At 65.5% G+C, this 24,966-nt stretch carries 21 protein-coding genes; 16 read left to right on the top strand and 5 right to left on the bottom strand.

Going from position 1 to position 24,966, the window contains the following annotated elements; translation table 11 throughout:
• The first annotated feature begins 62 nt into the window (after positions 1-62).
• From ABGN05_RS09820 to ABGN05_RS09810, 3 genes are read left to right on the top strand one after another with little or no spacing between them, the layout of a single operon-like run.
• A complete protein-coding gene (locus tag ABGN05_RS09820; protein ID WP_367953826.1) occupies positions 63-1,259 on the top strand; it encodes a Tm-1-like ATP-binding domain-containing protein in 1,197 nt (398 codons plus the stop codon).
• 7 nt (positions 1,260-1,266) lie between these two features.
• Positions 1,267-2,106, top strand: coding sequence for a phosphoenolpyruvate hydrolase family protein (locus ABGN05_RS09815; protein ID WP_367953825.1), 840 nt, complete (start codon positions 1,267-1,269; stop codon positions 2,104-2,106).
• A gap of 23 nt (positions 2,107-2,129) precedes the next feature.
• A complete protein-coding gene (locus tag ABGN05_RS09810) occupies positions 2,130-2,546 on the top strand; it encodes a cupin domain-containing protein (protein WP_367953824.1) in 417 nt (138 codons plus the stop codon).
• A gap of 9 nt (positions 2,547-2,555) precedes the next feature.
• Here the strand turns inward: ABGN05_RS09810 and ABGN05_RS09805 are convergent, their stop codons facing one another.
• The 3 genes from ABGN05_RS09805 to ABGN05_RS09795 form a co-directional block, all read right to left on the bottom strand.
• A complete protein-coding gene (locus tag ABGN05_RS09805; RefSeq protein ID WP_367953823.1) occupies positions 2,556-3,743 on the bottom strand; it encodes a M24 family metallopeptidase in 1,188 nt (395 codons plus the stop codon).
• 119 nt (positions 3,744-3,862) lie between these two features.
• Entirely contained in the window at positions 3,863-5,221 is a 1,359-nt protein-coding gene (locus ABGN05_RS09800) for a phosphohexomutase domain-containing protein (RefSeq protein WP_367953822.1), read from the bottom strand.
• Between the two features lie 131 nt (positions 5,222-5,352).
• On the bottom strand, positions 5,353-7,389 hold the full coding sequence (locus ABGN05_RS09795; RefSeq protein ID WP_367953821.1) for an oxidoreductase: 2,037 nt from the start codon (positions 7,387-7,389) through the stop codon (positions 5,353-5,355).
• 121 nt (positions 7,390-7,510) lie between these two features.
• Here ABGN05_RS09795 and ABGN05_RS09790 point away from each other — a divergent pair, with 121 nt between their 5' ends.
• Positions 7,511-8,137 carry a TetR/AcrR family transcriptional regulator gene (locus ABGN05_RS09790; protein ID WP_367953820.1) on the top strand — a complete coding sequence of 209 codons (627 nt, stop codon included), beginning with the start codon at positions 7,511-7,513 and terminating at the stop codon, positions 8,135-8,137.
• A 40-nt stretch (positions 8,138-8,177) separates the two neighbouring features.
• On the top strand, positions 8,178-9,740 hold the full coding sequence (locus ABGN05_RS09785; protein WP_367953819.1) for a trimethylamine methyltransferase family protein: 1,563 nt from the start codon (positions 8,178-8,180) through the stop codon (positions 9,738-9,740).
• 19 nt (positions 9,741-9,759) lie between these two features.
• On the opposite strand, the gene ABGN05_RS09780 is transcribed toward ABGN05_RS09785, so the two are convergent.
• Positions 9,760-10,947, bottom strand: a complete 1,188-nt coding sequence (locus ABGN05_RS09780; protein ID WP_367953818.1) for a CaiB/BaiF CoA transferase family protein — start codon at positions 10,945-10,947, stop codon at positions 9,760-9,762.
• Positions 10,944-12,044: an amidohydrolase family protein gene (locus ABGN05_RS09775; RefSeq protein WP_367953817.1), complete on the bottom strand. Its 1,101-nt coding sequence runs from the start codon at positions 12,042-12,044 to the stop codon at positions 10,944-10,946. Before ABGN05_RS09775 ends, ABGN05_RS09780 begins: the two co-directional genes overlap by 4 nt.
• 169 nt (positions 12,045-12,213) lie before the next feature.
• On the opposite strand from ABGN05_RS09775, the gene ABGN05_RS09770 reads away from it, so the two are divergent.
• From ABGN05_RS09770 to ABGN05_RS09720, 11 genes are all read left to right on the top strand, one after another.
• Complete coding sequence (locus tag ABGN05_RS09770) at positions 12,214-13,137, top strand: LysR family transcriptional regulator (protein WP_367953816.1); 924 nt, start codon at positions 12,214-12,216, stop codon at positions 13,135-13,137.
• Positions 13,138-13,338: 201 nt separating this feature from the next.
• On the top strand, positions 13,339-14,403 hold the full coding sequence (locus ABGN05_RS09765; RefSeq protein ID WP_367953815.1) for a TRAP transporter substrate-binding protein: 1,065 nt from the start codon (positions 13,339-13,341) through the stop codon (positions 14,401-14,403).
• A 126-nt stretch (positions 14,404-14,529) separates the two neighbouring features.
• Positions 14,530-16,461 (top strand): TRAP transporter large permease, encoded by a 1,932-nt coding sequence (locus ABGN05_RS09760; RefSeq protein WP_367953814.1) that lies wholly within the window; start codon positions 14,530-14,532, stop codon positions 16,459-16,461.
• 585 nt (positions 16,462-17,046) lie between these two features.
• The gene (locus ABGN05_RS09755) at positions 17,047-18,162 is read left to right on the top strand and encodes a C4-dicarboxylate TRAP transporter substrate-binding protein (RefSeq protein WP_367953813.1); all 1,116 of its coding nucleotides are present in this window, start codon (positions 17,047-17,049) and stop codon (positions 18,160-18,162) included.
• A gap of 86 nt (positions 18,163-18,248) precedes the next feature.
• Positions 18,249-18,758: a TRAP transporter small permease gene (locus ABGN05_RS09750; RefSeq protein ID WP_367953812.1), complete on the top strand. Its 510-nt coding sequence runs from the start codon at positions 18,249-18,251 to the stop codon at positions 18,756-18,758.
• Positions 18,751-20,049 (top strand): TRAP transporter large permease, encoded by a 1,299-nt coding sequence (locus ABGN05_RS09745; protein ID WP_367953811.1) that lies wholly within the window; start codon positions 18,751-18,753, stop codon positions 20,047-20,049. Before ABGN05_RS09750 ends, ABGN05_RS09745 begins: the two co-directional genes overlap by 8 nt.
• A 16-nt stretch (positions 20,050-20,065) precedes the next feature.
• On the top strand, positions 20,066-20,881 hold the full coding sequence (locus ABGN05_RS09740) for an enoyl-CoA hydratase/isomerase family protein (RefSeq protein ID WP_367953810.1): 816 nt from the start codon (positions 20,066-20,068) through the stop codon (positions 20,879-20,881).
• Positions 20,878-21,942 carry a zinc-binding dehydrogenase gene (locus ABGN05_RS09735; protein WP_367953809.1) on the top strand — a complete coding sequence of 355 codons (1,065 nt, stop codon included), beginning with the start codon at positions 20,878-20,880 and terminating at the stop codon, positions 21,940-21,942. Before ABGN05_RS09740 ends, ABGN05_RS09735 begins: the two co-directional genes overlap by 4 nt.
• A gap of 22 nt (positions 21,943-21,964) precedes the next feature.
• Positions 21,965-22,684, top strand: coding sequence for an SDR family NAD(P)-dependent oxidoreductase (locus tag ABGN05_RS09730; protein ID WP_367953808.1), 720 nt, complete (start codon positions 21,965-21,967; stop codon positions 22,682-22,684).
• 105 nt (positions 22,685-22,789) lie between these two features.
• Positions 22,790-23,443: a TetR/AcrR family transcriptional regulator gene (locus tag ABGN05_RS09725; RefSeq protein WP_367953807.1), complete on the top strand. Its 654-nt coding sequence runs from the start codon at positions 22,790-22,792 to the stop codon at positions 23,441-23,443.
• A 349-nt stretch (positions 23,444-23,792) separates the two neighbouring features.
• Entirely contained in the window at positions 23,793-24,956 is a 1,164-nt protein-coding gene (locus tag ABGN05_RS09720; RefSeq protein ID WP_367953806.1) for an acyl-CoA dehydrogenase family protein, read from the top strand.
• The last annotated feature ends 10 nt before the right edge of the window (positions 24,957-24,966 follow it).

The following is a 24,966-nucleotide window of genomic DNA, read 5'->3' as shown; positions in this document are numbered from 1 at the left end:
CGGTCGGGGCGCCGTTGCGACGGAGACTGCGGGCCGGGACGGGAGGCACGCCGGGAGGAACGATGAAACGCGTCTACGTCGTCGGTACCGCCGATACGAAGGGGGAAGAGCTTGAGTATCTCGCCGGCCTAATCGAGGCCGCGGGCCCCGCCGTAACGCGCGTCGACGTCGGAACGCGCGAAGCGAAGACCCGCACCGACATCTCGCCCGAACAGATCGCCGCTTTCCACCCGGACGGCGCCGGCGCTGTGCTCGGACTGGACGATCGCGGGCAGGCCGTCGCCGCCATGGGCAAGGCCTTTGCGTCCTTCATCCGCTCGCGCGACGACATCGGCGGCATCATCGGCATCGGCGGCGGTGGCGGCACCTTCATCATCACGGCCGGCATGCGCGAACTGCCCTACGGCATCCCCAAGCTCATGGTCTCGACGCTCGCATCGGGCGACACGGCGCCGTACGTCGACATTTCCGACATCGTCATGATGCCGTCGGTCACGGATCTCGCCGGCCTCAACGGGCTGAGCCGCGTCATCCTCAACAACGCCGCGCAGGCGATCGCCGGAATGGCGCTGCGTCCGGCAACGGTGACGGGCGGCAAGCCTTCCGTCGGGCTGACGATGTTCGGCGTCACCACGACAAGCGTGATGGCGCTCTCCGACATTCTGCGGGACCGCTACGACTGCATGGTCTTCCATGCCACCGGCACCGGCGGCCGGACCATGGAAAAGCTCGCCGACAGCGGCTTGCTGTCCGGCATCCTGGACATCACCACCACCGAGGTCTGCGACCTGCTTTTCGGCGGCGTGCTTCCGGCGACCGAGGACCGCTTCGGCGCGGTCGCCCGCACGAAGCTGCCTTATGTCGGCTCCGTCGGCGCGCTCGACATGGTGAACTTCTGGGCGGTCGACACGGTGCCGGAAAAGTTCCGGGACCGGAACCTCTACCGGCACAACCCGAACGTGACCCTGATGCGCACCACTGCAGACGAATGCCGCGCCATCGGCAGCTGGATCGCGCGCAAGCTCAATGCCTGCGCCGGGCCGGTGCGGTTCCTGATCCCCGAGAAGGGGGTCTCGGCGCTCGACATCGAGGGCGCCGCCTTCTTCGATCCGGAGGCCGACGCGGCGCTCTTCGAGGCGATCGAGTCGACCCTCGATCAGACCCCCGAGCGGCATTCGATCCGGTTGCCGCTCCACATCAACGATCCGGCCTTCGCCCGTGCCGCGGCCGACGCTTTCCTTGAAATCGCACGACGCTGAGGAGCCCATGGCCGGCATTCCACGCAAGACGATCCTCGAAAAGTTCCGCGGCATGATCGCCGAGGGCCGCCCCATCGTGGGCGGCGGCGCCGGCACCGGCCTCTCGGCCAAGTCGGAGGAAGCTGGCGGCATCGACCTGATCATCATCTACAATTCCGGCCGCTACCGCATGGCCGGACGCGGATCGGCGGCCGGCCTGCTCGCCTACGGAAACGCCAACGAGATCGTGAAGGAGATGGCGGTCGAGGTGCTGCCGGTGGTCAAGAACACGCCGGTGCTGGCCGGCGTCAACGGCACCGATCCCTTCGTCCTGATGCCGCGCTTCCTGGCGGAGTTGAAGGACATGGGCTTTTCGGGCGTGCAGAATTTTCCCACGATCGGCCTCTTCGACGGCACCATGCGCCAAAGCTTCGAGGAGACCGGCATGGGCTACTCGCTCGAAGTCGACATGATCGCCGCCGCGCACGAACTCGACCTGCTCACCACCCCCTACGTCTTCAACCCGCAAGAGGCGGTGGCCATGACGCGCGCCGGCGCCGACATCATCGTCGCGCACATGGGCGTCACGACCGGCGGATCGATCGGCGCGACCTCGGCCAAGACGCTCGACCAGTGCGTGGCCGAGATCGACGCCATCGCCGAGGCGGCTGTTGTGCAGCGCGACGACGTCATCGTGCTGTGCCATGGCGGGCCGATCAGCATGCCGGCCGATGCCCGGCGCATCCTTGCGAACTGCCGGATCTGCCACGGTTTCTACGGCGCGAGCTCCATGGAACGCCTGCCCGCCGAAAAGGCGATCCGGGAGCAGACCGCCGAATTCAAGAACCTGGCGCTGCGCAGGGTCTGACACCGAAACAGGAGGAAAAGCCGATGAGCGGCAATATAGGAATGTTCGTCTATCCGAAGAACGTCGACACCTTCGCCTTCGACTGGGGCCGTCTGGCGCTCACGGTCGCGCCGGAAGTGAACGGCGCTCAGCGCTTCTCCGGCGGCGTCGTCGACCTGCCGAGCGGCCAGGGCCACACGCGCCACAACCATCCCGGCGCGGAGGAGATCATCTTCGTGATCTCCGGGCGCGGCGAACAGATGGTCGAGGACGAAAACGGCAATCCGATCACCCAGGAAGTCGGGCCTGGCTGCACCATCTACGTGCCCGAAAGCCGCTTCCACTCGACCCTCAACACCGGTTCGGAGCCGATGCAGCTCTTCGTGGTCTATTCGCCGGCCGGACCGGAACTCGCCCTGCGCGAACTGCCGGATTTCAGGCTCGTGAAGGCCGAAGGCTGAGCGAAGCGGTCAAGCCGTCCCGCCCCGGTTCCAGCCCCGCCCCCGATCGCCGTACATCTCGTAGCCGGTTTCGGTGATCGCCAGCGTGTCCTCCAGCTTGATGAAGCCGCGTTTCGGGTGAAGCATGGTGGTTTCCACCGAGATCACCATCCCCGCCTCCAGCGGCCGCTCCGCATCCACCCCGTCGTAGGTCACCGGGTGGTTGGTCATCAGGAAGGGCGCTTCGTGGGTGATCAGGCCCATGCCGTGCGCGAAGAAGTCGGTGTAGCCCGCCACGGGTGATGATTTCAGCGCGCTCTGCCCGGCTTCGATCAGGTCGCCACCCCGCGCGCCGGCCTTCACCTTCGCAAACGCCGCCTGCTGCACGGCGTCCACGTGGCCCAGCAGGTCCTCCAGTTCGGCATCCGGTTCTCCCAGGATGCCCATGCGGCAGAGGTCGCCGATGTAGCCCTGGTGGTTGCCGCCCGAATCGATCGACAGAACCTCTCCCGGCTTCCATGCCTGGTCCGACGCGGCGCGGTTGTGGCTGGAGCCGAGCGTCAGCAGGCAGTACTCGAACTGCAGCCCGCGCTTGGTCTCCTCCTGCCGCAGCCGCTCGATGATCTCGGTCTTGGTCGATCCCTCGCGCGCCGCGGCGACGGTCGCCTGCATGGAGTCCGTGATCATCTCGGAGGCGTGCCTGAGCTTCTTCAGTTCGCCCAGCGTCTTCACCGCGCGCATGCGTTCCATCATGCCCGTCGCGCCGACCATCGTCGCATCCGGCAGGCCGTCGACGATGATCCGGTAGGCATCGACCGGCAAGAAGGCCGGCTCGAAGCCGATCCGCGCATTGTGCAGCCCAAGTTTGCGGACGTGCTCCACCGCGAGCCGGGCCGCCTCGTGCGACGTCCAGGTCGCGGCCTGCACCGACGGGGTCCAGAACGGGTGGTTCTCGTGCTCGCCCCCTTCCATGCGGTTGCCGATGAAGATCGAATGCTCCGGCCGCCCCTTCTCGTAGGCCACGACCGGCAGATACCGGCTGTGGCCGATGGCATCCATCGCGGAGAAGAAGATGAACCTGTAGCCGCCGAGCAGGTACTGCGTGTTGTGCTTGGAGGTCGCGAGCAGCACGTCGATGCCGGCCTCCTCCATCAGCCGGTCCAGCTTGGCCGTATCGAACGGTACGTCCCGTGCCAGTCCAGATTGATGGATGGTCATCTGAAGGTCCTCCCTGGCGGAATATCGTTATCTGGTCGGACCAGTCTGGCACGATTTTCCGGCGGTCGTCTAGGGAGCAGGAAGCCGGCGGAAGCGGTCTCGCAACCGAAGTCTGCGCGTCATTCGGCGATGAGCGATCCGATCCGTCCGGTCATGGCCGAAACCAGATCCGGGTTCCCGCGCGACTCCACGTTCAGCCGCAGCAGTGGCTCGGTGTTCGAGCCACGCAGGTTGAAGCGCCACTCCTCGAAGGCCATGCTCAGCCCGTCGAGCTGGGTGATCTCAGGCAGGTCCGCCGCGAAGGCGCCGGCGACCCTGGAGATCGACGCGGCGGTATCCGCCACGCGAAAATTGATCTCGCCCGAGCACGGGAAAGCCGCGATCCTCTCCTCCACCAGATCGGCGAGGCTGCGTCCCGTCTGCGAGAGTTCCACCAGGATCATCAGCCAGGGCAGCATGCCGGTGTCGCAGCAGCTGAACTCGCGGAAATAGTGGTGGGCGCTCATCTCGCCGCCATAGACGGCGTTCTCGCGTCGCATCGCCTGTTTGAAATAGGCATGGCCGGTCTTGCACATGACCGGCCTGCCGCCGGCGGCCGTGACGAGATCCTCCGTGTTCCATGTAAGCCGCGGATCATAGAGGATAGTTCCGCCGGGCTCAGACCTCAGCATGGTTTGGGCGATCAGCCCGACCAGATAGTACCCTTCGACGAAATTCCCCCGGTGGTCGTAGAAGAAACAGCGGTCGAAATCGCCGTCCCAGGCGATTCCGAGATCGGCACCGTTCTCGATCACCGCCGCGCGCGCCTTCGCCCTTTTTTCCGGCAGCAAGGGATTGGGGATGCCGTTCGGCAAGGCGGCATCGGGATCGTGGTCGATCTTGATCCACTCCACGGGAAGCGCGCCCTCGAGCAAGTCGATAATCGTCCCCGCGCAACCGTTGCCGGCATGGCAAACCACCTTCATCGGCTTCAGCCGGACGCCGCGCACCTGGCTCAGCAGCCGGTCGATGTAAGGACCCTTCTCCAGTCGGGGCCGCAGCCGCCCGCGCTCGGCGAAGCTCGCGACGGGCGAAAACTCCGCGCCTCCGTAGACGGCCGCTTCGAGCTCGGCCAGCCCGTTCTCTCGGGTGATCGCCTCCGCATGCTTCAGGATCAGCTTGATGCCATTGTAGTCTTCCGGATTGTGGCTGGCCGTGACCATCATGCCGAGATCGGCGCCTTGATGGTCGGTGTTGAAGTAGACTTCCTCCGTGCCGCAGAGCCCGAGCGGCAGGACGGTGACGCCGCTGTCGAGAAACCCCTGCGAGAGCGCCTGCGCAAAGGCTGGGCTGTCCTGGCGCATGTCATGGCCGACGATGACCGTCTTCGGCGCGAGCACCGAGGCCGCGGCCTGTGCGATCCGGTACACGAGCGGCGCGTTGAGTTCGGAAGGTATCCGCCCGCGGATGTCGTACGCCTTGAAAGCTGAAGTGGTCATCTTCGGCCTGAGTTCCGATTCCAGATAGCCCGGCGCGGAGCGGGCAATGTCGATACCGGACCCGACGTCCGCCGCGGTCCGGCACGGCCATCATCGCGGATGAAGCTTAAGAAAACCCGCCGGCAACGCGGTCACAAGTCCTTCATCAGGCGCAAGGCATCGTAAATCGCCGCATGCGTGTTGCGCGCCGAGACGGCGTCGCCGATACGGAAGAGCTGGAAGCCGCCATCGGGATTGCGCACCACCGACTGCGGCACGCCGGCGATCAGATCATCGTGCGAGACCTCGCCGAGGTTGGTCGAGAACGGCTTCAGCTCGAAATAGAGTTCGTCCAGCGGGATGGTGCCATGGTTGATCACCACCTGATCGTAGGTTTGCTGCCTGCTCACGCCGCCATAGTCGCTGCCGATCGTCGCGATCAGCTGGTTGCCGCTCCGTTCGACCGCATCCAGCCGGTAGGTAACCGTGAAGGTGACGTCGAGCTTCTGGAGCGAGCGCATGTAGGGCACAAGGTTCATGCCCATGACCTCCGGCGAAAAGGTCCGGTCGGGCGTCATGACCTCGACCTTGGCGCTGCTGCCGGCAAGCACCTCGGCCGCCTGCAGGGCCGCATGATCGCCGGCGTCGTCGAACACCAGCACGTTGCTGCCGGGCCTGGCGTCGCCCGAGATGATGTCCCATGAGGAGACGACGAGATCGTTGCCGCGCGCGAGCACCTCGGTGTGCGGCAGCCCGCCCGTCGCGACGATCACGACGTCCGGCTCTTCCGCCCGTACGGCGTCCGCCTCGGCCCAGCGGTTGAAGCGGAAGACGACGCCGAGCCTCTGACATTGCGCCATGCGCCAGTCGATGATGCCGATCATCTCCTTTCGGCGCGGGCTGAGCGACGTCAGCCGGATCTGGCCGCCCGGATCGCTCGCGGCCTCGATGACGACGACCTCGTGGCCGCGTTCGCCCGCGACCCGCGCCGCCTCCAGCCCGCCCGGTCCGGCCCCGACGATCATCACCTTCCGGCGCTTGTCCGCCTTGGGGATGACGTGCGGCATGGTGAGTTCGCGGCCCGTCGCAGCGTTGTGGATGCAGTAGGCGGCACCCCCTTGGTAGATGCGGTCGAGACAGTAGTTGGCGCCGACGCAGGGGCGGATCTCCTCCTCCCGCCCCTCCATGAGCTTCCGGACGATGTGCGGATCGGTCATGTGGGCGCGGGTCATGCCGACCATGTCGAGCTTGCCCGAGGCGATCGCATGCCGCGCGGTCGCGACGTCGGGAATGCGCGCCGCGTGAAAGGTCGGAAAATCCGTGGCGGCCCGAATCTCGCCGGCGAAGTCCAGATGCGGGGACGCGGCCATGCCTTGGATAGGAATGACGTCGGTCAGCGCCGCATCGGTTTCGATGTGGCCTCGGATGACATTCAGGAAGTCGACCAGGCCGCTCTCCTTCAGGCGCCTGGAGATTTCCAGCCCGTCACCCTTCGTCAGCCCGCCGTCCAGCATCTCGTCTCCGGTGTGGCGGATGCCGACGATGAAATCGGGGCCGACGCGCTCGCGGATCGCGGTCAGCACGTCGAAGGCGAAGCGTAGCCGGTTGTCGAGCGTCCCGCCATAGGGACCGTCGAGATCGTTGGTCAGCGGCGACCAGAACTGGTCCATCAGGTGCCCGTAGGCTTCCAGTTCAATACCGTCCATGCCGCCGGCCTTCATCCGTTCGGCGGCGTCGGCGTAGTCCCTGACGATGCGCTCGATGTCCCAGTCCTCGAGCTTCTTCGGAAAAGCCCGGTGCGCCGGTTCGCGCCTGTGCGAGGGCGACACGACCGGCAGCCAGTCTCCCTTGTCCCAGCGGGTACGACGGCCGAGATGGGTGAGCTGGATCATCACCGCCGCGCCCTGCTCGTGCACGGCATCCGTCAGGTCCTTCACCCATGGCACCACCTCGTCCTTGTAGACGAGGATGTTGTTGAACGCCGGCGGGCTGTCCTTCGAGACGGCGGCCGAGCCCGCCGTCATGGTCAGCGCGATGCCGCCCCTGGCGCGTTCCACATGATAGGCGCGGTAGCGCTCCTTCGGCATCCCGTCCTCGGGATAGGCCGGCTCGTGCGAGGTCGTGAGAATGCGGTTTCGAAACGTCAGGTGCTTGAGCTGGAAAGGCTGCAGGAGGGGATCGTTCGCCATGCGCCGGGCTCCATTTACACCGTTCGTTTCAGAATAACGACGAATGTACATAAGTGTCAATCAAATCGACATGAGTGGTCGCCCAGTTGACACATATGACCATTTCTCGGTAAAAAGAACGATGGATCAGGTCTTGAACGAGAGCGGCTGGCGCGGTTCCGCGGATCTCTGGCTGGAGGCAGCCTATGAGGCCCTGCTGGAGTCCGGTGTCGACGCCGTCAAGATCATGCCGCTGGCCAAGAAGCTCAACCTGTCGCGGACCAGCTTCTACTGGTTCTTCAGGGACCGTGAGGAACTGCTCGCAACCCTGGTCTCGCGCTGGCGCGAGAAGAACACCGGAAATCTGGTCGGCCGGACCGAGGCCTATGCCGAGACGGTAGCCGAGGCCATGCTGAACGTCTTCGACTGCTGGCTGGACGGCGACCTCTTCGATTCGAAGCTGGAGTTCGCCATCAGGAGCTGGGCGCTGCAGTCGCCGGAGACGCTGGCCGAGATCCAGCAGGCGGACCAACTGCGCATCGACGCCCTGACGAAGATGTTCGTCCGCTTCGGCCAGGACGAGGCGCGCGCCGACGTGCGGGCGCGCACGATCTATCTGGTGCAAATCGGCTACATCTCGATGCAGACGAAGGAAGACATTTCCGTCAGGATGAAGCGGATCCCCCAATATGTCGAGATATTCACCGGCCAGGCGCCCGAGCAGAGAGAGCTCGACCGCTTTTTCGCGCGGCATGGGTATTCGGATTAGCAGCGTCGCGTGATGTGACCGGCGCCCAGAGGAGCGACAGATGATCCCGGCAGATGAACAGGTTGTGACGGTCGCGCCGAAACGGCAACGGTCGGGCCGCGGGGCGAGGCGCGAACAGCGAAGCCACGGATCGCAGGGGCTCGGCCGGCCCTACATCCTGCGCAACATCCCGACCTACGACATTCTGTCGGAGGAAAACCTCGTAAGGATCGAGCATACGGCGGACCGCATCCTCGCCGAGATCGGCATCGAATTCCGCGACGATCCCGTGTCGCTCGACCACTGGAAGCGGGCCGGCGCCGATGTCGAGGGCCAGCTCGTCAGGTTCGAGCCGGGGCTCCTGAAGGAGGTCCTGAAGACCGCGCCGTCGACATTCACCCAGCACGCCCGCAATCCGGAGAGATCGGTGGTTATCGGCGGGAAATCCGTCGTCTTCTCGCCGGCCTACGGCTCTCCCTTCGTGATGGACCTCGACCGGGGACGCCGCTACGGCACGATCGAGGACTTCCGCAACTTCATCAAGCTGGCACAATCCTCACCCTGTCTGCACCATTCCGGCGGCACGATCTGCGAACCGGTCGACGTGCCGGTCAACAAGCGCCACCTCGACATGGTCTACAGCCATATCCGCTACTCCGACCGGCCCTTCATGGGCTCGGTGACGGCCGAAAGCCGCGCCGAAGAATCGATAGAGATGGCGCGGCTGGTCTTCGGCGAGGACTTCGTTGACGAGAACTGCGTCATCCTTGGCAACGTCAACGTCAACTCGCCGCTTGTCTGGGATGCGACTATGACGACGGCGCTGCGCGCCTATGCACGGGCGAACCAGGCGGCGGTCGTCGTGCCCTTCATCCTCGGCGGCGCCATGGGTCCGGTGACGAACGCGGGCGCCATCGCGCAGTCTCTCGCCGAGACCATGGCGGGCTGCGCGCTGACACAGCTCGAACGGCCCGGTGCGCCGGTCATCTTCGGTAACTTCCTGTCCTCGATGTCGCTGCGCTCGGGTTCGCCGACATTCGGCACGCCGGAGCCGGCGATCGGCTCGATGGTGATCGGCCAGCTGGCGCGGCGGCTCGGCCTGCCGCTGCGCTGCTCTGGCTCCTTCACCACCTCCAAGCTGCCGGACGCGCAGGCGATGAACGAGAGCACCATGTCGATGCTCGCGGCCGTCCACTGCGGCGCGAACTTCATCCTGCATTCGGCCGGCTTCCTCGACGGCCTGCTCTCCATGTCCTACGAGAAGTTTGTGATGGACGCCGATTTCTGCGGCGCGCTGCACACCTATCTCGACGGCGTGACAATCGACGACAACCAGCTGGCGCTCGACGCCTTCCGGGAGGTCGGGCCGGGCAGCCATTTCTTCGGCTGCGCCCACACCATGGCGAACTACGAGACGGCCTTCTGGGATTCGGGCGTCGCCGACAACGAGCCGTTCGAGAAATGGGAGGCGGCAGGCAGCACCGACGCCGCCTTCCGCGCCAACCGCAAGTGGAAGCAGATGCTGGCCGACTACGAGGCCCCGCCGCTCGACGAGGGAATCGACGAGGCGCTGCTAGATTACATCGCCCGCAAGAAGGCGGGATCCGAGGACGCCTGGTACTGAGCGGACCGGAAAGCGCCGCCTAGTGGCGCCCGATCGACGTGGCGCGCGCCGCGCCGGGCGTACCAGCGGCGATCGGAGCATCCGTGTCGGCGCCTAGAAGCGGCGCCGGAGGCAGCGACGGTCTCTCCTCGCCCATCCAGCGGAACGCCGGCCCCACCGCGACCGGTTCGCCGGCAATTCCGATGCCTTCGGTCTGCGGGTAGAGGTCGCGCAGGAACTCGCCGAGATCGCGCACCCTCGCGGCGGGTACGCCGGCAGCGTTGAGCTCGTTTTCCAGTGCGGCGGCGTCGCTGGCCGCGAACGCCGCCACCAGTTCGGCACGCAAGGCATCCGTGGCGAGGCCAGCGAGGAACGAGCTGTCCGACAGTCCCACCGGTACGTGCGGCGGACGCGCCAGTTCCGGCTTCCCGAGCAGGCGGCAGAGCGTCGCGAACTGGCCCTTCGTGTTGGCCGCGACCGATATGTGGCCGTCGGCGGTGGCGAAGGTCTCCGCGCCGGGGCTTCCCACGAAGCCCCGGTTGCCGACGCGGTCTGGCGCCTCGCCGCTTTCGAACGTCGCGGCTGCCGGTCCCGACATCAGTGCCAGCGCGGAATCGATCATGGAGACGTCGAGCACGATCGGCGCGGTGTCGCCACGCAGCCGCCGGACAACGGCTGCCAAGATCGCCTCGGCCGCGCTGATGCCGGTCGCGATGTCGATTACGGGGAACCCGACCTTCACCGGCGGGTCGTCCACACCAGATCCCTGCAGCGCCATCATGCCGGTTGCGGCCTGGATCACGTGGTCGTAGGCCCCGCGCGCGGCATGCGGCCCGGACTGGCCCCATCCCGAGATCGAACAGTAGATGATGTCGGGCTTTGCCGCGCGCACCGCCTCGGACCCGAGGCCGAGCCGCTTCGCGACGCCGGGGCGGAAATTCTCCACGAAGATATCGGCCGTGGCCGCGAGCCTCAGCGCCGCGTCGCGGCCCTCTTCGGTTGCCAGATCGATGACGACCGACTTCTTTCCCGCATTGAGCGCCCGAAAGCCCGGCGGCAGCCCGCGCAGCTGCGGCTGGGCGCCCAGCGCGCGCATGGGATCGCCGCCTTCCGGCCGTTCGATCTTGATGACCTCGGCGCCGAGGCAGCGCAGGTGGTGAGTGGCGCAGGGACCGGCCAGCACGTGGGTGAGGTCGAGCACCCGGAAGCCTTCCAGTGGCAGCATCATGGTCTCCGTTCGGGGGAAGCCGCCGCCGCGCCCGCGTCCATGCCGTAGACGCGCCGCGCGGTGCCTGCTAGCAGGGCCTGACGCGCATCGGCGGGGTGTTTGGCGGCGATGCGCTTGTAGGCGTTCCACAGCACCACGTAGCCGATCGAGGTGCTGTCGACGGGAAAGTTGCTCTCGAACATGCAGCGCTCCGGCCCGAAGCAGGAGATGGCATGGCGGAAGTAGCCGCCGCGTTCCTCGACGAACTCTTCCGACGATGGCGGCGTCTCGCGCCGGTGCCCGTCATAGCCGGTCACGATCGAGGCCATCCCGCCGAGCTTCATGACGACGTTCGGAAGCCGCGCCAGCGCCTCGACGCTCTTCGCCCAGGGGCGGAAAGCCGGCTGATCCTCCGCTCGAGCCATGGTGTAGTCGACGGGCGCGCCGAGGTGATCCACCACGATGACCGTGCCCGGCGCCGAGCGGGCGAGCGCCTCGAGATCGTCGAGCTGGAAATGGAACTGGAAACTGTCGAAGACTAGGCCCAGGTCGCCCAGCAGCGCTAGCCCGCGCTGAAAGGCCGGATCGGCATAAAGGCCGGGTGGCGCCGCACCAGCGATCAGCCGCGCCGCCGGGTCCTCCAGCCGCGCGCCGCTCTGGCGCACGCCGCGAAAGAGGTCCCCGCCGGCTTCCCGGTGCGCGTCGAGAACGGTCTCAAGGTCCGGATCGCACAGGTCGGCATGCGCGACGATCGCGCCGATTTGCGGAGACTTGCCGGCCTGCTGCCGGGCGAGCCGGGCAGCGAACTCCGTCTCGCCGACGACGCGCAGGTTGGACGGGCCTTCGGTGCGGTATTCCGATCCGCATTCCACATATACCGCCTGCGTGACCTTATGGCCGGCGCACGCATCTTCGAGGAACTCATCGAGTAGGTAGCGGCTCGTCCGCAGGGACAGGGTGCCCTCCTGCGGGTCGGGAAACAGCTGCTCCTCCCACAGGTGAAAATGGGTGTCGACGCACTCCCAGTCCGGTTCAAGGATCGCTTCGCGGCGCAGGTTCCACCAGGCACCGCGCGCTCCCATCATCCCGATCCAGGTCTTCCGCTCCTGCGGCGTCATCGTTCCTCCCTTTGCCGCCTCCTCAGGATAGTCGGCACCTCGCGCGCATCGGCCGGACGCGCGGCTAACGAACATAGGGTCGCCAGTGGCTTTACCGGTAGTTAAAATTCCTTAGGAGCGTGTTATGGATTGCTAACAGCAACGCTCTCCTTCCGGAAATCAGCCCTCGATGGACCTCAGGCAGATTCGCTACTTCGTCGCCGCCTGCGAGGCCGGTTCGCTCAGCGCAGCCGCCGGCCGGCTGAACTGCACGGCGTCCGGCATCAGCCAGCAGATGAGCGCCCTGGAGGCGCGGCTCGGCGCGAGCCTGCTCGAGCGCACGCGGCGCGGCGTCAATCCCACCCCGGCGGGCTGGCGCTTCTATCATCGCTGCCTCGCCGTCCTCAAATCCGTCTCGGAAGCCGAGATGGAACTGGAGGATTTCGCCGCGGGCCTGAGCGGCTCGGTGTCGGCGGGTTTCGTGCCGGGGCTGGCGAGGGCGGTGCTGCCCGCGGCCCTCGCCCGCTTCACGCGCGAATTTCCGCGCGTCGACTTCAAGATCGGCAGCGGAACGGCCGATACGCTGCTCGCCGAAACCTCCGGCGGGGAGCTCGACTTCTATGTCGGCCAGTTCGCCGCGCGGCAGACGGGGCTCGCGGCCACGCCGATCGGGAAGTTCCCCGTGGCGCTCATATCCGGGTCCCGGCGCGGACTGGTGCAGATGAAGCCCGTGAAGCTCGGCGAAGTCGCGCCGCTGAAGCTCTTCGTGCCATCCGCCACCAACAGCCTCAAGCCGCGCATCGAGGCGGCCATCCGCAGCGGCGACATCGCGGTCGAGCGGACGATTTCCATCGCCAGCCTGTCGGCCGGGCTGGAGTTCCTGAGCCTGACCGACTGGTCCGGGATCCTCCCGTTCTGGATCTGCCTGAAGGAACTCGGCAACGACCGCCTCACCGTCAGCCCGATCCTGGATTCAAGGTTCGATGTCGAACTCGCCCTGATCCATCCGGCACAACGGCCGCTGACGCGTCCGTCGCAGCAACTCTACGACTATTTCCGCCAGGAGTTGCAGCGCTGCGCCGATGAATGGCAGCGCATGATGCGTCAGCTTTAAGCAGCCGTTACGGAGCACTTTAGGAGAAATTAGTTTCCCTTAGGGTTCGGCGGCACTACCGTCGCTGATGGAGGAGCGCTGTACCGCCCGATCGCGTGGGCGGCAGCGCACCGGACACGCGTCACGCAGCGGCCGCACGTTCGCGCAATCGGAAAACGAACGATCGGCGGTCGGTGACCCATCGGGGCGGGAGGATAGATCATGACAAAAGGAAATTCGACTACGGACGGCATGTCCCGGCGCGGGCTGAGCCGCCGGGCGTTCGGTGGCCTGACCATCGCGACGCTGGCAGGCGCGCAAGCGGCGATCGGCCCGGCGGCAGCCGCCGCCGAGATCGAATTGAAGATGCAGTTTGCCTCCCCGGACGGCACGCCTTGGAACGACCTGGATCGCCGCTACGCCAAGCAGATCGAAGCAATCACCGGCGGCCGTGCCGCGGTGACGTTCTTCCCGCCGAATTCGGTCACGCCGTTCAAGGACTGGCTGCAGTCGACCGGCTCGGGCCTGCTCGACATCGGCTTCGTGTGGCACCCGGTGCTGCCGGGCAAGTTCGTGCAGATGGAACTCTTCGCTCTCCCCGGGCTGTCGAAGAACCAGACCTTGGCTAGCGTCGTCTATTGGCGGCTGCGCGACCAGTTCCCGGAAATGGGCAACCTGTTTACCGACAAGGACAACGTCGTCGATCTCGCGACCTTCGTCGCGATGGGCTCGCACCTGCACACCAGGGAGCCGGTCCGCACGCTCGCCGACGTCAAGGGCAAGGTCTTCGCCGCGCAGGATTCAGCCGGCGTGGCGGTGCTTGAACTGCTCGGCGCCAGCGCCAGCGTCATGGTCGGCCCCGACGCCTATCTCGCGCTGCAGCGCGGCGCGGTCGACGGCGTCCTGTGCGCCTGGGGGTGGGTCAACAATTTCAAGCTCAACGAGGTGACCACCTATCACACGCTGCTCAACCTCAATCCAGGGTCCTACAGCACCGTGATGAACAAGGACACCTTCGGCCGGCTGACACCGCAGGAGCAGAGCCATCTGACCGACCTCCATCCCGTCTACTTCTTCAACAACACGACCGATGGCGCGGCGGCGGCGATGTCGAGCATCCCGCCGGACAACATCCTGGCGCTCGGGGCCGACGAGGCCGCGGTGCTGGCTTCCCAGATGCGGCCGTTCTGGGACGAATGGGTGAAAAAGGCCGACGCGGCGGGGATGCCGGGCCAGAAGATCCTCGACGAGGCGGTTCGCCTCATGAAACTCTACGACCAGAACTAGGCCCGGAATTAGACAGGCGAGCGACGCTCGCATTCAGACCTCATACCGGGCGCGCGGCCAGGCCGCCCGGGGCACTGACGGGACCATCCGTCAACGAGAAGGACGTGCAGGAGCGTGGGGCAGTCGATGCAACCGGCAGCGGCCGACGATGACATGCCCGCTCCGCGTCCGTCCCCCGCCGGGACCATCGCGCGCATCATCGCCCTCCCGAGCCGCGCCGCGATCTATGTCGGAGCCGTCGCGCTGCTGGCGATGATGGGGCTGACGGTCGCGGACGTCGTGCTGCGCAACCTCTTCTCCGTCGTCGTGCCGGGCGGCATGGAGATGACGGGCCTCCTGATGATCGTCGTGGCACTGTCGACGCTCGCCGCGGTGGAACTGGAGGGAGGCCACATCCGCGTCGACCTCGTGCTTCAGGCCCTGCCCGAGTTCGCCCGCGCGCCGACGATCGCCGGCGGTCTGCTGCTCACCTGCGCGACGATGGTCGTGACGGGCGTGATGATCTGGGAGCAGGCGATTTATCTTTACGAGAACCGCATCGTCACTGGCGTGCTCCTCGTCCCGGAATGGCCGTTCGTCGCCTGCGGCACCTTCTTCGTCTTCCTCTTCGCGCTCGCGCTGCTCAAAAGCTTTGCCGCGGGCGTGGCCGCGGTCGCGCGGCTGCGGGACGCGCGGGCCGTGGCGATCCTGCTCGCCTGGATCGTCGTCGTGGCGACGATACTCGTCATGGCGCTGTATCCCCAGGGCCTGCCCTTCGACCTGCCGCGCGAGACGCGCGGGCTTGCGGCCATTGGGCTCTGCTTCGCGCTGATCTTCCTCGGCGTCCACGTCGCGGCGGCGATGGCCGTTACCTCGCTGGTCGGCATCAGCATCCTGATCAGCGCGAATGCCAGCCTGACCAGCATCGGCACCACCACCATCGACGTCGTCAGCGACCAGACGTGGAGCGTCGTGCCGCTGTTCACCTGGATGGGGCTGATCGTCGTCGCCTCCGGCTTTGCGGAAGACCTCTACCGCGCCGCCTACCGCTGGATCGGCCACCTGCCCGGCGGCCTCGCTTCCGCCTCGACGGTCGCGTGCGCCGGCCTGTCCTCCATCGTCGGCGACACGCTGTCGGGCGTCTATTCCATGGGCTCCATCGCGCTGCCGCAGATGCGCGCTTACGGCTACGACATGAAGCTCGCCACCGCTTCCATCGCCTGCGCGGCGACCATCGGCGTGATGATCCCGCCGAGCCTGGCCTTCATCGTCTACGGCATGATCACCGAGGTCTCGATCGGCAAGCTGTTCATGGCTGGCATCCTGCCCGGCATCCTGTTCACCGTCATCCTCGTGTCGCTGATCACAATCCGCGCGAAGCTCAATCCGGCGCTGGCGCCGCGCGGCGAGGTCAGCAAATGGGACGAACGCATGCAGTCGAGCGCCAGGGTGTGGCCGATCGTGCTTCTGATGCTGCTCGTGCTCGGCGGAATCTACACCGGCATCGTCACGCCCAACGAGGCCGGCGGCCTCGGCGTGTTCGGCGCGCTGGTCATCGCCGCGGCGATGCGGCGTCTCACCTGGGCGACGCTGTGGCACTCGATCGAACGCACGCTGCTGCTTTCCGCCGGCATCATCGTGATCTTCATGTTCGCCACCGCCTTCAGCCGCTTCATCGCCATCAGCGGCCTGACGCAGCAACTCGCCGACCTGATCATCGGCCTGGAACTCGGCAAGTACCAGCTGATCGGCGCGATCCTGCTCTTCTACGTGCTGATCGGGATGTTCATGAACGCGCTGCCGGCGCTCGTGCTCACCGTGCCGCTGTTCTTCCCGGTGGCCATGAACGCCGGCTTCGACCCGATCTGGTTCGGCGTCGTCGTTGTCATCATGGTGGAACTCGGCGTGGTCACCCCGCCGATCGGCGTGAACGTCTTCGCCATTGCCACCATGGCCAAGGACGTCTCGATGTACGACGTGTTCCGCGGCGTCGCCCCTTTCTGGATCGCCTTCTTGGTCCTCATCGGCCTCATCGTTCTCTTCCCGCAGATCAGCCTCTTCCTGCCGTCGCTGATGTGAGGAAGCCGCCCTGTAGACGAGCGGCGGCCTTCGCGAGAACTTCGAAGCGGTCCGAACCCGCAATGGTGTGCACCCCATTCCGGACCTGGTGACGTCGGGTCGGCCCAATGATCGGCATGTGTCATTCTTCGACCAGAAGCCGGCGAACGCGTTCGACAAGACGTTCGCCGCCATCAGCCTCCGCTACGGAAACCGCACGACCGTCGTAGTCGCCATGCGACTTGAGTATCCGCGATCCGGGGGTAATAGACGGATCGCAAGCTGACGCTGTGCGGGGTGAAGCTGGAAGTCCCCGAAGCGCACAAGGGCCTGAAAACCGCCGTCACCATAACCGGTGTCTGGCGAAATTGGAGAAGGCTCTGACTGTCCGGCCGACTTTCGGCGATCCCCTTCTCGCAAGCCCTTCACCACCACGGAGCCGGTCTGGGAGACTTGGCGCAGGGCAACGAGATGCCTCGGAGTTGAGGGCGCCTGTCCATCGACGAGTTGACTTATGAGCAGGAAAAAGCTACTCATGGGTATGATCGCGTTCGCATCGGTAGTAATGCTTCCGAGGTCGGCGCGTTCGGTTTGGGAGGAGATACAATGACCATACACCGACTTTCCGGCGCCGTTGCGCTGGCTGCATGTTTCGCCGTCACGCCCGCTCTCGCGCGCGACCTGTCCATGGCGCCCGGCTTTGCGCCCGGCTCCATCGTCAACCAGGGGGCCGAATCCTTCGCGAACAAGGTGACGGAGCTGACCGGCGGCGAAATCACCTTCACGATCCATCCGCTCACGCTCCTGAGCGTGCCCCAGATGCTGAACGGCGTGCGCGATGGCGTCGCCGACGTCGGCACCATCCTGCCGATGGTGTTCGCGGCACAGTTCGCCGACGTCAACCTGATCAGCGATCTGGCCATGCTCGGCACCTACGCCCCAGCGATGGCCGGAGCGACGACCGAATACATCCTCACCTGCGAGCCCTGTCTCGATGAGTACGAGAAGAACAACGTCGTGTATCTCGGCTCGGGCTCCACGCCGGAATACGGCATCCAGTCCACCAAGCCATTCGTTTCGCCCGACGACCTGCGCGGCTCGAAGCTGCGGTCTCCGAACGCGACGTTCAACCGCTGGATCGAGCACTTCGGCGGCGTCGCCCTGACCCTTCCGGGCAACGAGATATTCGAGGCGGTGAAGCAGGGCGTCGTCGACGGCGCGCTGCTTTCTTCCGGCGAACTGCGCAACATCCGCATGATCGACATCGTCAAGGACGTGACCGTGGGCGTGCCGGGCGGCACATACAACACGATCAACATCGCAAACGTCAACCGCGACCTCTGGCACGAACTGACGCCGGAGCAGAGGCGGGCGATGATCGCCGCCGGTGCCCATGCGATCGCCGAGACGACCGTCGGATACATGAAAGACGGAGCGGCGGCGCTGGAAGCGGCGCGTGCGCAGGGCATCGAGGTGCATGAGGCATCGCCCGAATTCGTCGCGGCGTCGCAGGAGTTCGTGAAGCAGGACCTGGCCAAGATCGCCAGCCTTGCCAGCGACCGCGGTGTCGAGGACGCCGAGGCGAAGATCGCCCGCTTCAGCGAACTGGTTGCCAAGTGGCAGGGGCTCACCGAGGGCGTCGAGCTCAGCGCCGAAGCCCTGGGCGAACTGTACCGGAAAGAGATCTTCGAGCCCCTCATTGGCGACGACTACGCGATGTGAGAAATCCAGCGGGAGGATTCGTCAAAGGCGGATCCTCCCGGACACGGATTTAGCCCTCGTATCTCTCAATCCCGGAGTACACGCGCGTGCTGCAACGTCTCTGGTCCGCGATCGATGCCGTCCTGGTGGCGGCGGCGGGGCTGATCCTCGTCGCGGGAATCCTGCACGTCACGGCGGACGTGGCGATGAAGTACCTCTTCGCGAGCCCGATCCCCGGCACGATCGTCTACGTTTCCAACTACTACATGACCTCGATCGTCTTCCTCCCGCTCGTCTCGGCCGAGTTGCGCCGACAGCACATTGCCGTCGACCTCTGGCCGTCGTCGACCCCGGCCTGGCTCGATCGTCTGGGCGAGCGCATCACCTGGGGCATCTCGGCCGCCGTCTACGCGCTTCTGACCTGGAACACATGGCAGGACGCCTACCGCAAGTTCGAGGAGGGCGAGTACGTCCTCGATCAATCTGGCTTCGTGACGACCTGGCCCAGCTATTTCATCCTGCCGCTGGGAATGGCGCTGATGACAGGCCTCCTGCTGACGAAGCTCTGGCGCCCGGCTTTGGCTCTGCGCGGAGATGAGGTCGAAGCGAATGTCTAACGAAGTCATCGGCCTTGCTTGCGTCGGACTGCTCTTCCTCCTGTTGCTTATCCGCGTGCCGATCAGCGTCTCGCTGATCGGGGTCTCCACCCTGGGCATCGCTGTCATCACCAAATTCAAGGTGGCGGACAGCCTCCTGCAGACCGTGCCGTACACCTTCGTCGCGACCTGGACGATGAGCTCCATTCCCATGTTCCTGTTCATGGGATTCCTCTGCTTTCACGCCGGCATCACCACGAGCATCTTCCGGGCGGCACGCCTCTTCCTGCGAAGAGCCCCGGGCGAACTGGCCATCGCCTCGATCTTCGGCTGCTCCGGTTTCGCGGCCGTGACCGGATCGAGCGTCGCCTGTGCCGCCGCGATGGGAAGGATCGCCATTCCCGAGATGTTGAAGCAGCGCTACGACCCTGCGCTGGCCACCGGAACTCTCGCCGCCGCGGGCACGATCGGGGCGCTGATCCCGCCGTCCATCCTGATGATCATCTACGGAACCATCGCGCAGGTTTCGATCGTGAAGCTCTTCGCCGGCGGCGTCGCGCTGGGATTGCTCACCGCATTCATCTACTGCGCGGTGGTGGTCGTGCGGGTCCTGATCACCCCTGAACTCGCGCCACGCGGAGAAGAAGGCGACAGGAGCGGATACGTCTCCGCCATTCTGGACACATGGCCCCTGATGCTGTTGCTCGCCGGAGTCTTCGGCGGCCTGTTCCTCGGCTTCTTCACCCCGACGGAGGCCGGCGCCGTGGGCGCCTTCCTCTCCATGGTGGTCGCCGCGGCCAAGGGAAGCCTGAACTTCGGCGTCCTCCGCGACACGATACGCGAGACGCTGGTGACCACGTCCGCAATCATCATCATCACGGTCGGCGCGAGCCTCTTCACGCGGCTGGTGGCGGTCAGCGGCATCAGCGGCGCACTGGAGACGATGGTGGCGACCTGGGGGCTCGACCCGATCACGGTGATGCTCGGCATCGGACTCGTCTACCTGTTGCTCGGCATGTTCCTCGAACCCATCGGGGCCATGCTCATCACCCTCCCGATCTTCATCCCGCTGGTGAACCAGGCCGGCTATGATCTGATCTGGTTCGGCATCATCGTCGCCAAGTTCCTGGAGGTAGGGATGATCACTCCCCCCGTGGGAATCAACGTTTTCGTCATCAAGAACGTGGTGGGGGACGAAATCAGCATGATGACCATCTTTCGAGGGGTCCTGTGGTTCTTCGTCGCCGATCTGGTCCTGATCGCCGCCTGCGTTGTGTGGCCCGGACTGATCACGTGGTCCATCCCCGCCTAGTAAGGAAACGATCGCCATGAACACCATGACGGGACCGGTGCAGGACTACTCCACGATTCGCCTGTCCATCGACGGGCGCATCGCACGGATCGTGCTGAACCGGCCAGAGAAGCTCAATGCGCTGGACCCGGCGATGCTGGAGGAACTCCTGGAGGCACTGTCGCGGGTGCGCGAGACAGCCGGACTGAATGCCCTGTTTCTCGAGGGCGCCGGACGGCTCTTCTCCGCGGGGGTCGATCTGGACACGCCCTTCTTCATGGAGCACGTCAGTGACACGTCGATCTATTCCGGAACACGATTGCTCAACTGGCAACATCGGGTAATCACGGCACTCTTCGAGCAGGAGGTCGTCACGATCGCCGGCCTGAACGGCCATGCCTGCGGCGGCGGCGGGCTGGGGCTGGCAATGGCCTGCGACATGCGCATCAGCGTCCGGGCGGCGCAGTTCTGGATGGTGCCATCGAAGCTGGACGTGGTGCAGGATTTCGGCCTCAGCTGGATGGTGCAGCGGCTGGTCGGGCCGTCTCGCGCCATGCAGATGGCGGTCCTCGGCGAGCGCATTGATGCGGAAACCGCGCTGACCTGGGGCCTCGTCAACGAGGTCGTCGGGGATGCCGATGCGCTTTCCATCAGGCTCGGCGAACTGGCCGCAAGGTTCGGCGACATGGGCAGCGATGCACTTCGCATGATGAAGACGATCCTGCGCTCAGGCGAACGCAGCAATCTTTCCACGCAGTTGAACATGGAGGCGATCGCCAACGGACTCGCGTTCCAGTCGGAGGAGTTCGCCCAAAAGAAGGCAGCCTACCTGCACAAGTCGAGGTCGAAATGAGCCTGGCCGAACGGACCACGATGCGCGCCATGCGCCTACATCCCGATGGTCAGGGCGCCTCGCTGCGACTGGAAGACGACATTCCCGTTCCCCGTCCATCGCCGGGCGAGGTTCTGATCAAGGTACGCGCCTGCGGCCTCAATCAGGTCGACTTGCTGACACGCCAGGGCGAGATGCCGAAAGACGTGCCGCTGCCCCACATCTCGGGCACCGAGGTGGCGGGCGAGATCGCAGTCCTGGGCGAGGGCGTGACGGGTTGGGCCGTCGGCGCCTCCGTCGTGGTGGATCCGATCCTGTCCTGCGGGCATTGCCACGCCTGCATCACCGGCAACACCAACATGTGCAGGACGAGCCGTGTGTTCGGCGTGCAGACGCAAGGTGGGTATGCGCAGTTCGCCGCCGTGCCCGCACGACAGCTGCACGCCATACCCGAAGGTCTCGGCTTTGCCGAGATCGCGGCCATCGCCGTAACCGGCCCGACGGCCTGGCACATGCTGCGTCGACGAGCAGACATCCGCGTCGGCGAGGACGTGCTGATTATCGCGGGCGGGTCTGGCATCGGGGTCCTGGGAATTCAGATCGCCAAGCTGGCCGGGGCACGCGTGATCGCCACCGCCGGCAGCGAGGCGAAGATGCGGGCGGCGCTGGAGCTCGGCGCGGACGAGGCCGTGAACCATTCCCAGGAAGGCTGGGCACGCGAGGTTCGCGCGATGACCGGTGGAAAGGGCGTTGACCTGGTCTTCGAACATGTCGGCGAAGCGACGTGGGAGGGGAGCCTGCAGGCGCTCGCCCGCGGCGGACGGCTCGTCACCTGCGGCGGGCATTCAGGCTTCGACGTGAAGATCAACCTCTGGCATCTGTTCGTGAAGGAACAGACGCTGATCGGCTCGTTCGCCGGATCCCGGCAGGATTTCCTGGACGTCATGAGACTGGCCGAGCGATCGCAGCTGAAGCAGGTCGTCCAGGAGATCGTTTCATTCGAGGATCTCCCACGCGCACAGGAAATGCTGCGGGAGCGGCGCGTGTTCGGCAAGCTCGTGCTCGATCCTTGGGCCGGGTGACAACATGGCGGCCAGGATCAGCTTGATCACCGGCGCGGCCAGCGGGCTCGGCCGCGCGACGGCACTGGCGATGGCACGGCGCGGCGACCGTCTGGTCCTGTGCGACCAGGCGGCGAACGAACTGGACGAAACCGCATCGCTTGTCCACGATTTGGGCGCTGACGCCCTGACGGTCGTGCTCGACGTCACCCGGCCCGGCGCGATGGAGGCGGCGATTGATGCAGCGCGCGCACTCGGCGGACTGGACTATGCCGTGAACAGCGCCGGGATCGAGGGCGCACGCGCTGCCGCGGCGGACTATGCCTGGGAAGACTGGCGCCGTGTCATGGCAGTCAACCTCGACGGCGTGTTCCTGAGCATGAAGGCGCAAATCCCCGCCCTGATGGACCAGGGCGGCGGGGCCATCGTGAATGTCGGTTCCACCGCCTCGTTCGGCGGGGTGGAGACGATGCCCGCCTATACGGCTTCCAAGCACGCATTGCTGGGCCTGACGCGCGCCGCCGCGCTGGACTATGCCCCATTCAACATCCGCATCAATGCCATATGCCCCGGATCCTTCCGCACCCCGATGAGCGAACGATTGTTCGGGCCGGACATGACGGCCATGGCGGAGGCCACGCCGATGAAGCGTTTGGGGAGCCTGGAAGAGATCGCCGCCGCCATTCTGTTCTTATGCTCGGATGCCGCGAGCTTCATAACCGGGGCGGCCTTGCCCGTCGAGGGAGGCAAGCGCGCGCGGTAGTCCAAGCTGACCCGCTGGTATATTTTCAATCCAGACGCTATCCGGCGCCGTATGATCGGCATCGAAGCCCAAGGTGAGTCGGCGGCTGTTTGGAAGATGGAGACCATGACGAAATCCAACGACAAGGCCACCGCCCTGCGGAACGACATCCTGGCGATCAAACGGGAACGCATACTTTCGGAAGCGGTCGACCTATTCTACGAGAATGGGTATCTTTCGACAAACGTGGACGCGATCGCGCAGCAGCTCGGCGCCACCAAGCCGTTCGTCTACTATCACTTCAAGAGCAAGATCGAGCTGCTTTCCGACATCTGCAGCCGTCTCATGCTGGAAGCACTGGACGTGGCCGAGGCCGCCGCGGGTGCGGACGCCGGCCCGGTCGAAAAGCTGGCGCAGTTCGCGGTCGGCTTCACGAAGCTGGTGCTCGAGCGGCACAAGCACGTGTCGATCTACTTCCGCGAGGAACTGAACCTGCCGGACGATGTGAAGGCCGCCATCAGCGACATGCGCAGGAAGATCGACTACCGCCTGCGCGGCATCCTCAAGGAGGGTGTCCAGACCGGCGAGTTCCACTTCTCGAACGTGGCCGTGGCGAGCCAGATCGTCTCCGGAATGGTGAGCTACACCTTCGCCTGGTACGACGAGGCGCGCCCGCTCTCCAAGGAGGCCATCATTCGCCAGATGCTGGAGCAGGTGCTGATGTCAGTCGGCGTCGACCGCGCGCGCCTCGACGCCGTGCAGAAACCGCAGATCGCATGACCACCGCACGTCCCCGCCGCTGACCGCGCGATCGAAGGCACGGGAGAGACCCCTCCCAACTCCTTCGCCCGAATCTGCTCCACGTTCCCGCCGCCCGCCTGGCCCGGTGAGATCGGGAAGCCCGGAGCGTGTGCCTTCTCGCAGCGACGTTCCACCGAACCGTCGGATCGAACCCGACGTCCGCCATCAAATCCGAGAGCGGCCGACGCCGCGGCGATCGACTCCGATTTGGCCTTGCCGTACCTATCCGTACATTGTTATACTGATAAGTATAAACAGGGCGATCCGGCGTCTGGCCGCTACGCCCGGGCGTGCCGGCTGGCCGGCGGGGCAGGAGAAGACCGAGGACATGGATTTCGAACTCACAGAACATCAGCGTTTGCTGAGCGACCTGGTGACGAAGTTCGTCGAGAAGGAGATGCCCAAGGACGCAGTCGCTCGATGGGACCGCGACAACGAACTGCCGAATGACCTCCTGGACAAGATGGCTGAAGTCGGCCTCATGGGAGCGAGCCTGCCCGAGACCTACGGCGGCACCGGCGGCGGGATCATCGAAGAGACGATCGTGCTGGAAGGGCTGGCGAGACACAGCTCGACCGTCGCGCTGGCCTACGGTCTCGACGTCTGTTTCGGTGCCGTGACGCTCGAACGCCACGGCACCGAGGAGCAGAAGCGGTATTTCCTGACGGGTCTCGCCCGCGGCGAGCTGCACTTCGCCTTGTCTCTCACCGAACCGGGCGGCGGAACCGATATCCTCGGCGCGATGAAGACCGTCGCGCGCGAAGACGGCGACGACTGGATCATCAACGGCGCCAAGGTCTTCACCACGGGTCTCAACATCGCGAAGTGGATCTTCGTGGTGGCGCGCACGTCGCGCGACGCGGAGAAGCCGTCTCGGGGACTGACCGTTTTCCTCATCGACAAGGACACACCCGGCATCCGCTACAACAAGATCGACAAGCTCGGCTCGCGCTTCCTGCATTCCTACGAGGTCGTCTACGAGGACGTCCGCGTGCCGAAGGCGTCGATCGTCGGGGCGGTCGGGCGGGGCTGGCCGACGATCCTCGACACGCTCAACAACGAACGGATCTTCGTTGCGGCGGTGTGCTGCGGCCTGGGCCAGGGGGCGCTGGAAGACGCACTTCAGTATGCCAAGGAGCGCAGCGCCTTCGGCCGGCCCATCGGCCAGTTCCAGGCGCTGCAGCACCAGCTTGCAGACCGGATGACGGAGCTCGAATCCGCGCGCCTGCTGACCTACAAGGCGGCCTGGCTCCAGGATCAGGGGCGCGACTGCTCGCTCTATGCCGCCATGGCGAAGCTGCATGCATCCGAGAGCGCCTTCCGGATGACCGACACGGGGATGCGCATCCTCGCCGGCTACGGCTTCACCATGGAATATCACATGCAGCGCTACTATCGCGACATTCGCCAGCTCATCTTCGCGCCGGTTACCAACGAGATGAGCAAGAACTTCATCGCTCAGGTCGGCGGCGGCCTGCCCAAGTCCTATTGAAGGCCGCCCG

It is taken from the genome of Aquibium pacificum (genome assembly GCF_040839445.1).
Lineage (GTDB): Bacteria > Pseudomonadota > Alphaproteobacteria > Rhizobiales > Rhizobiaceae > Aquibium > Aquibium pacificus.
The sequence above is the reverse complement of the archived record's forward strand: the minus strand, read 5'-3'. Positions and strand labels throughout refer to the sequence as shown.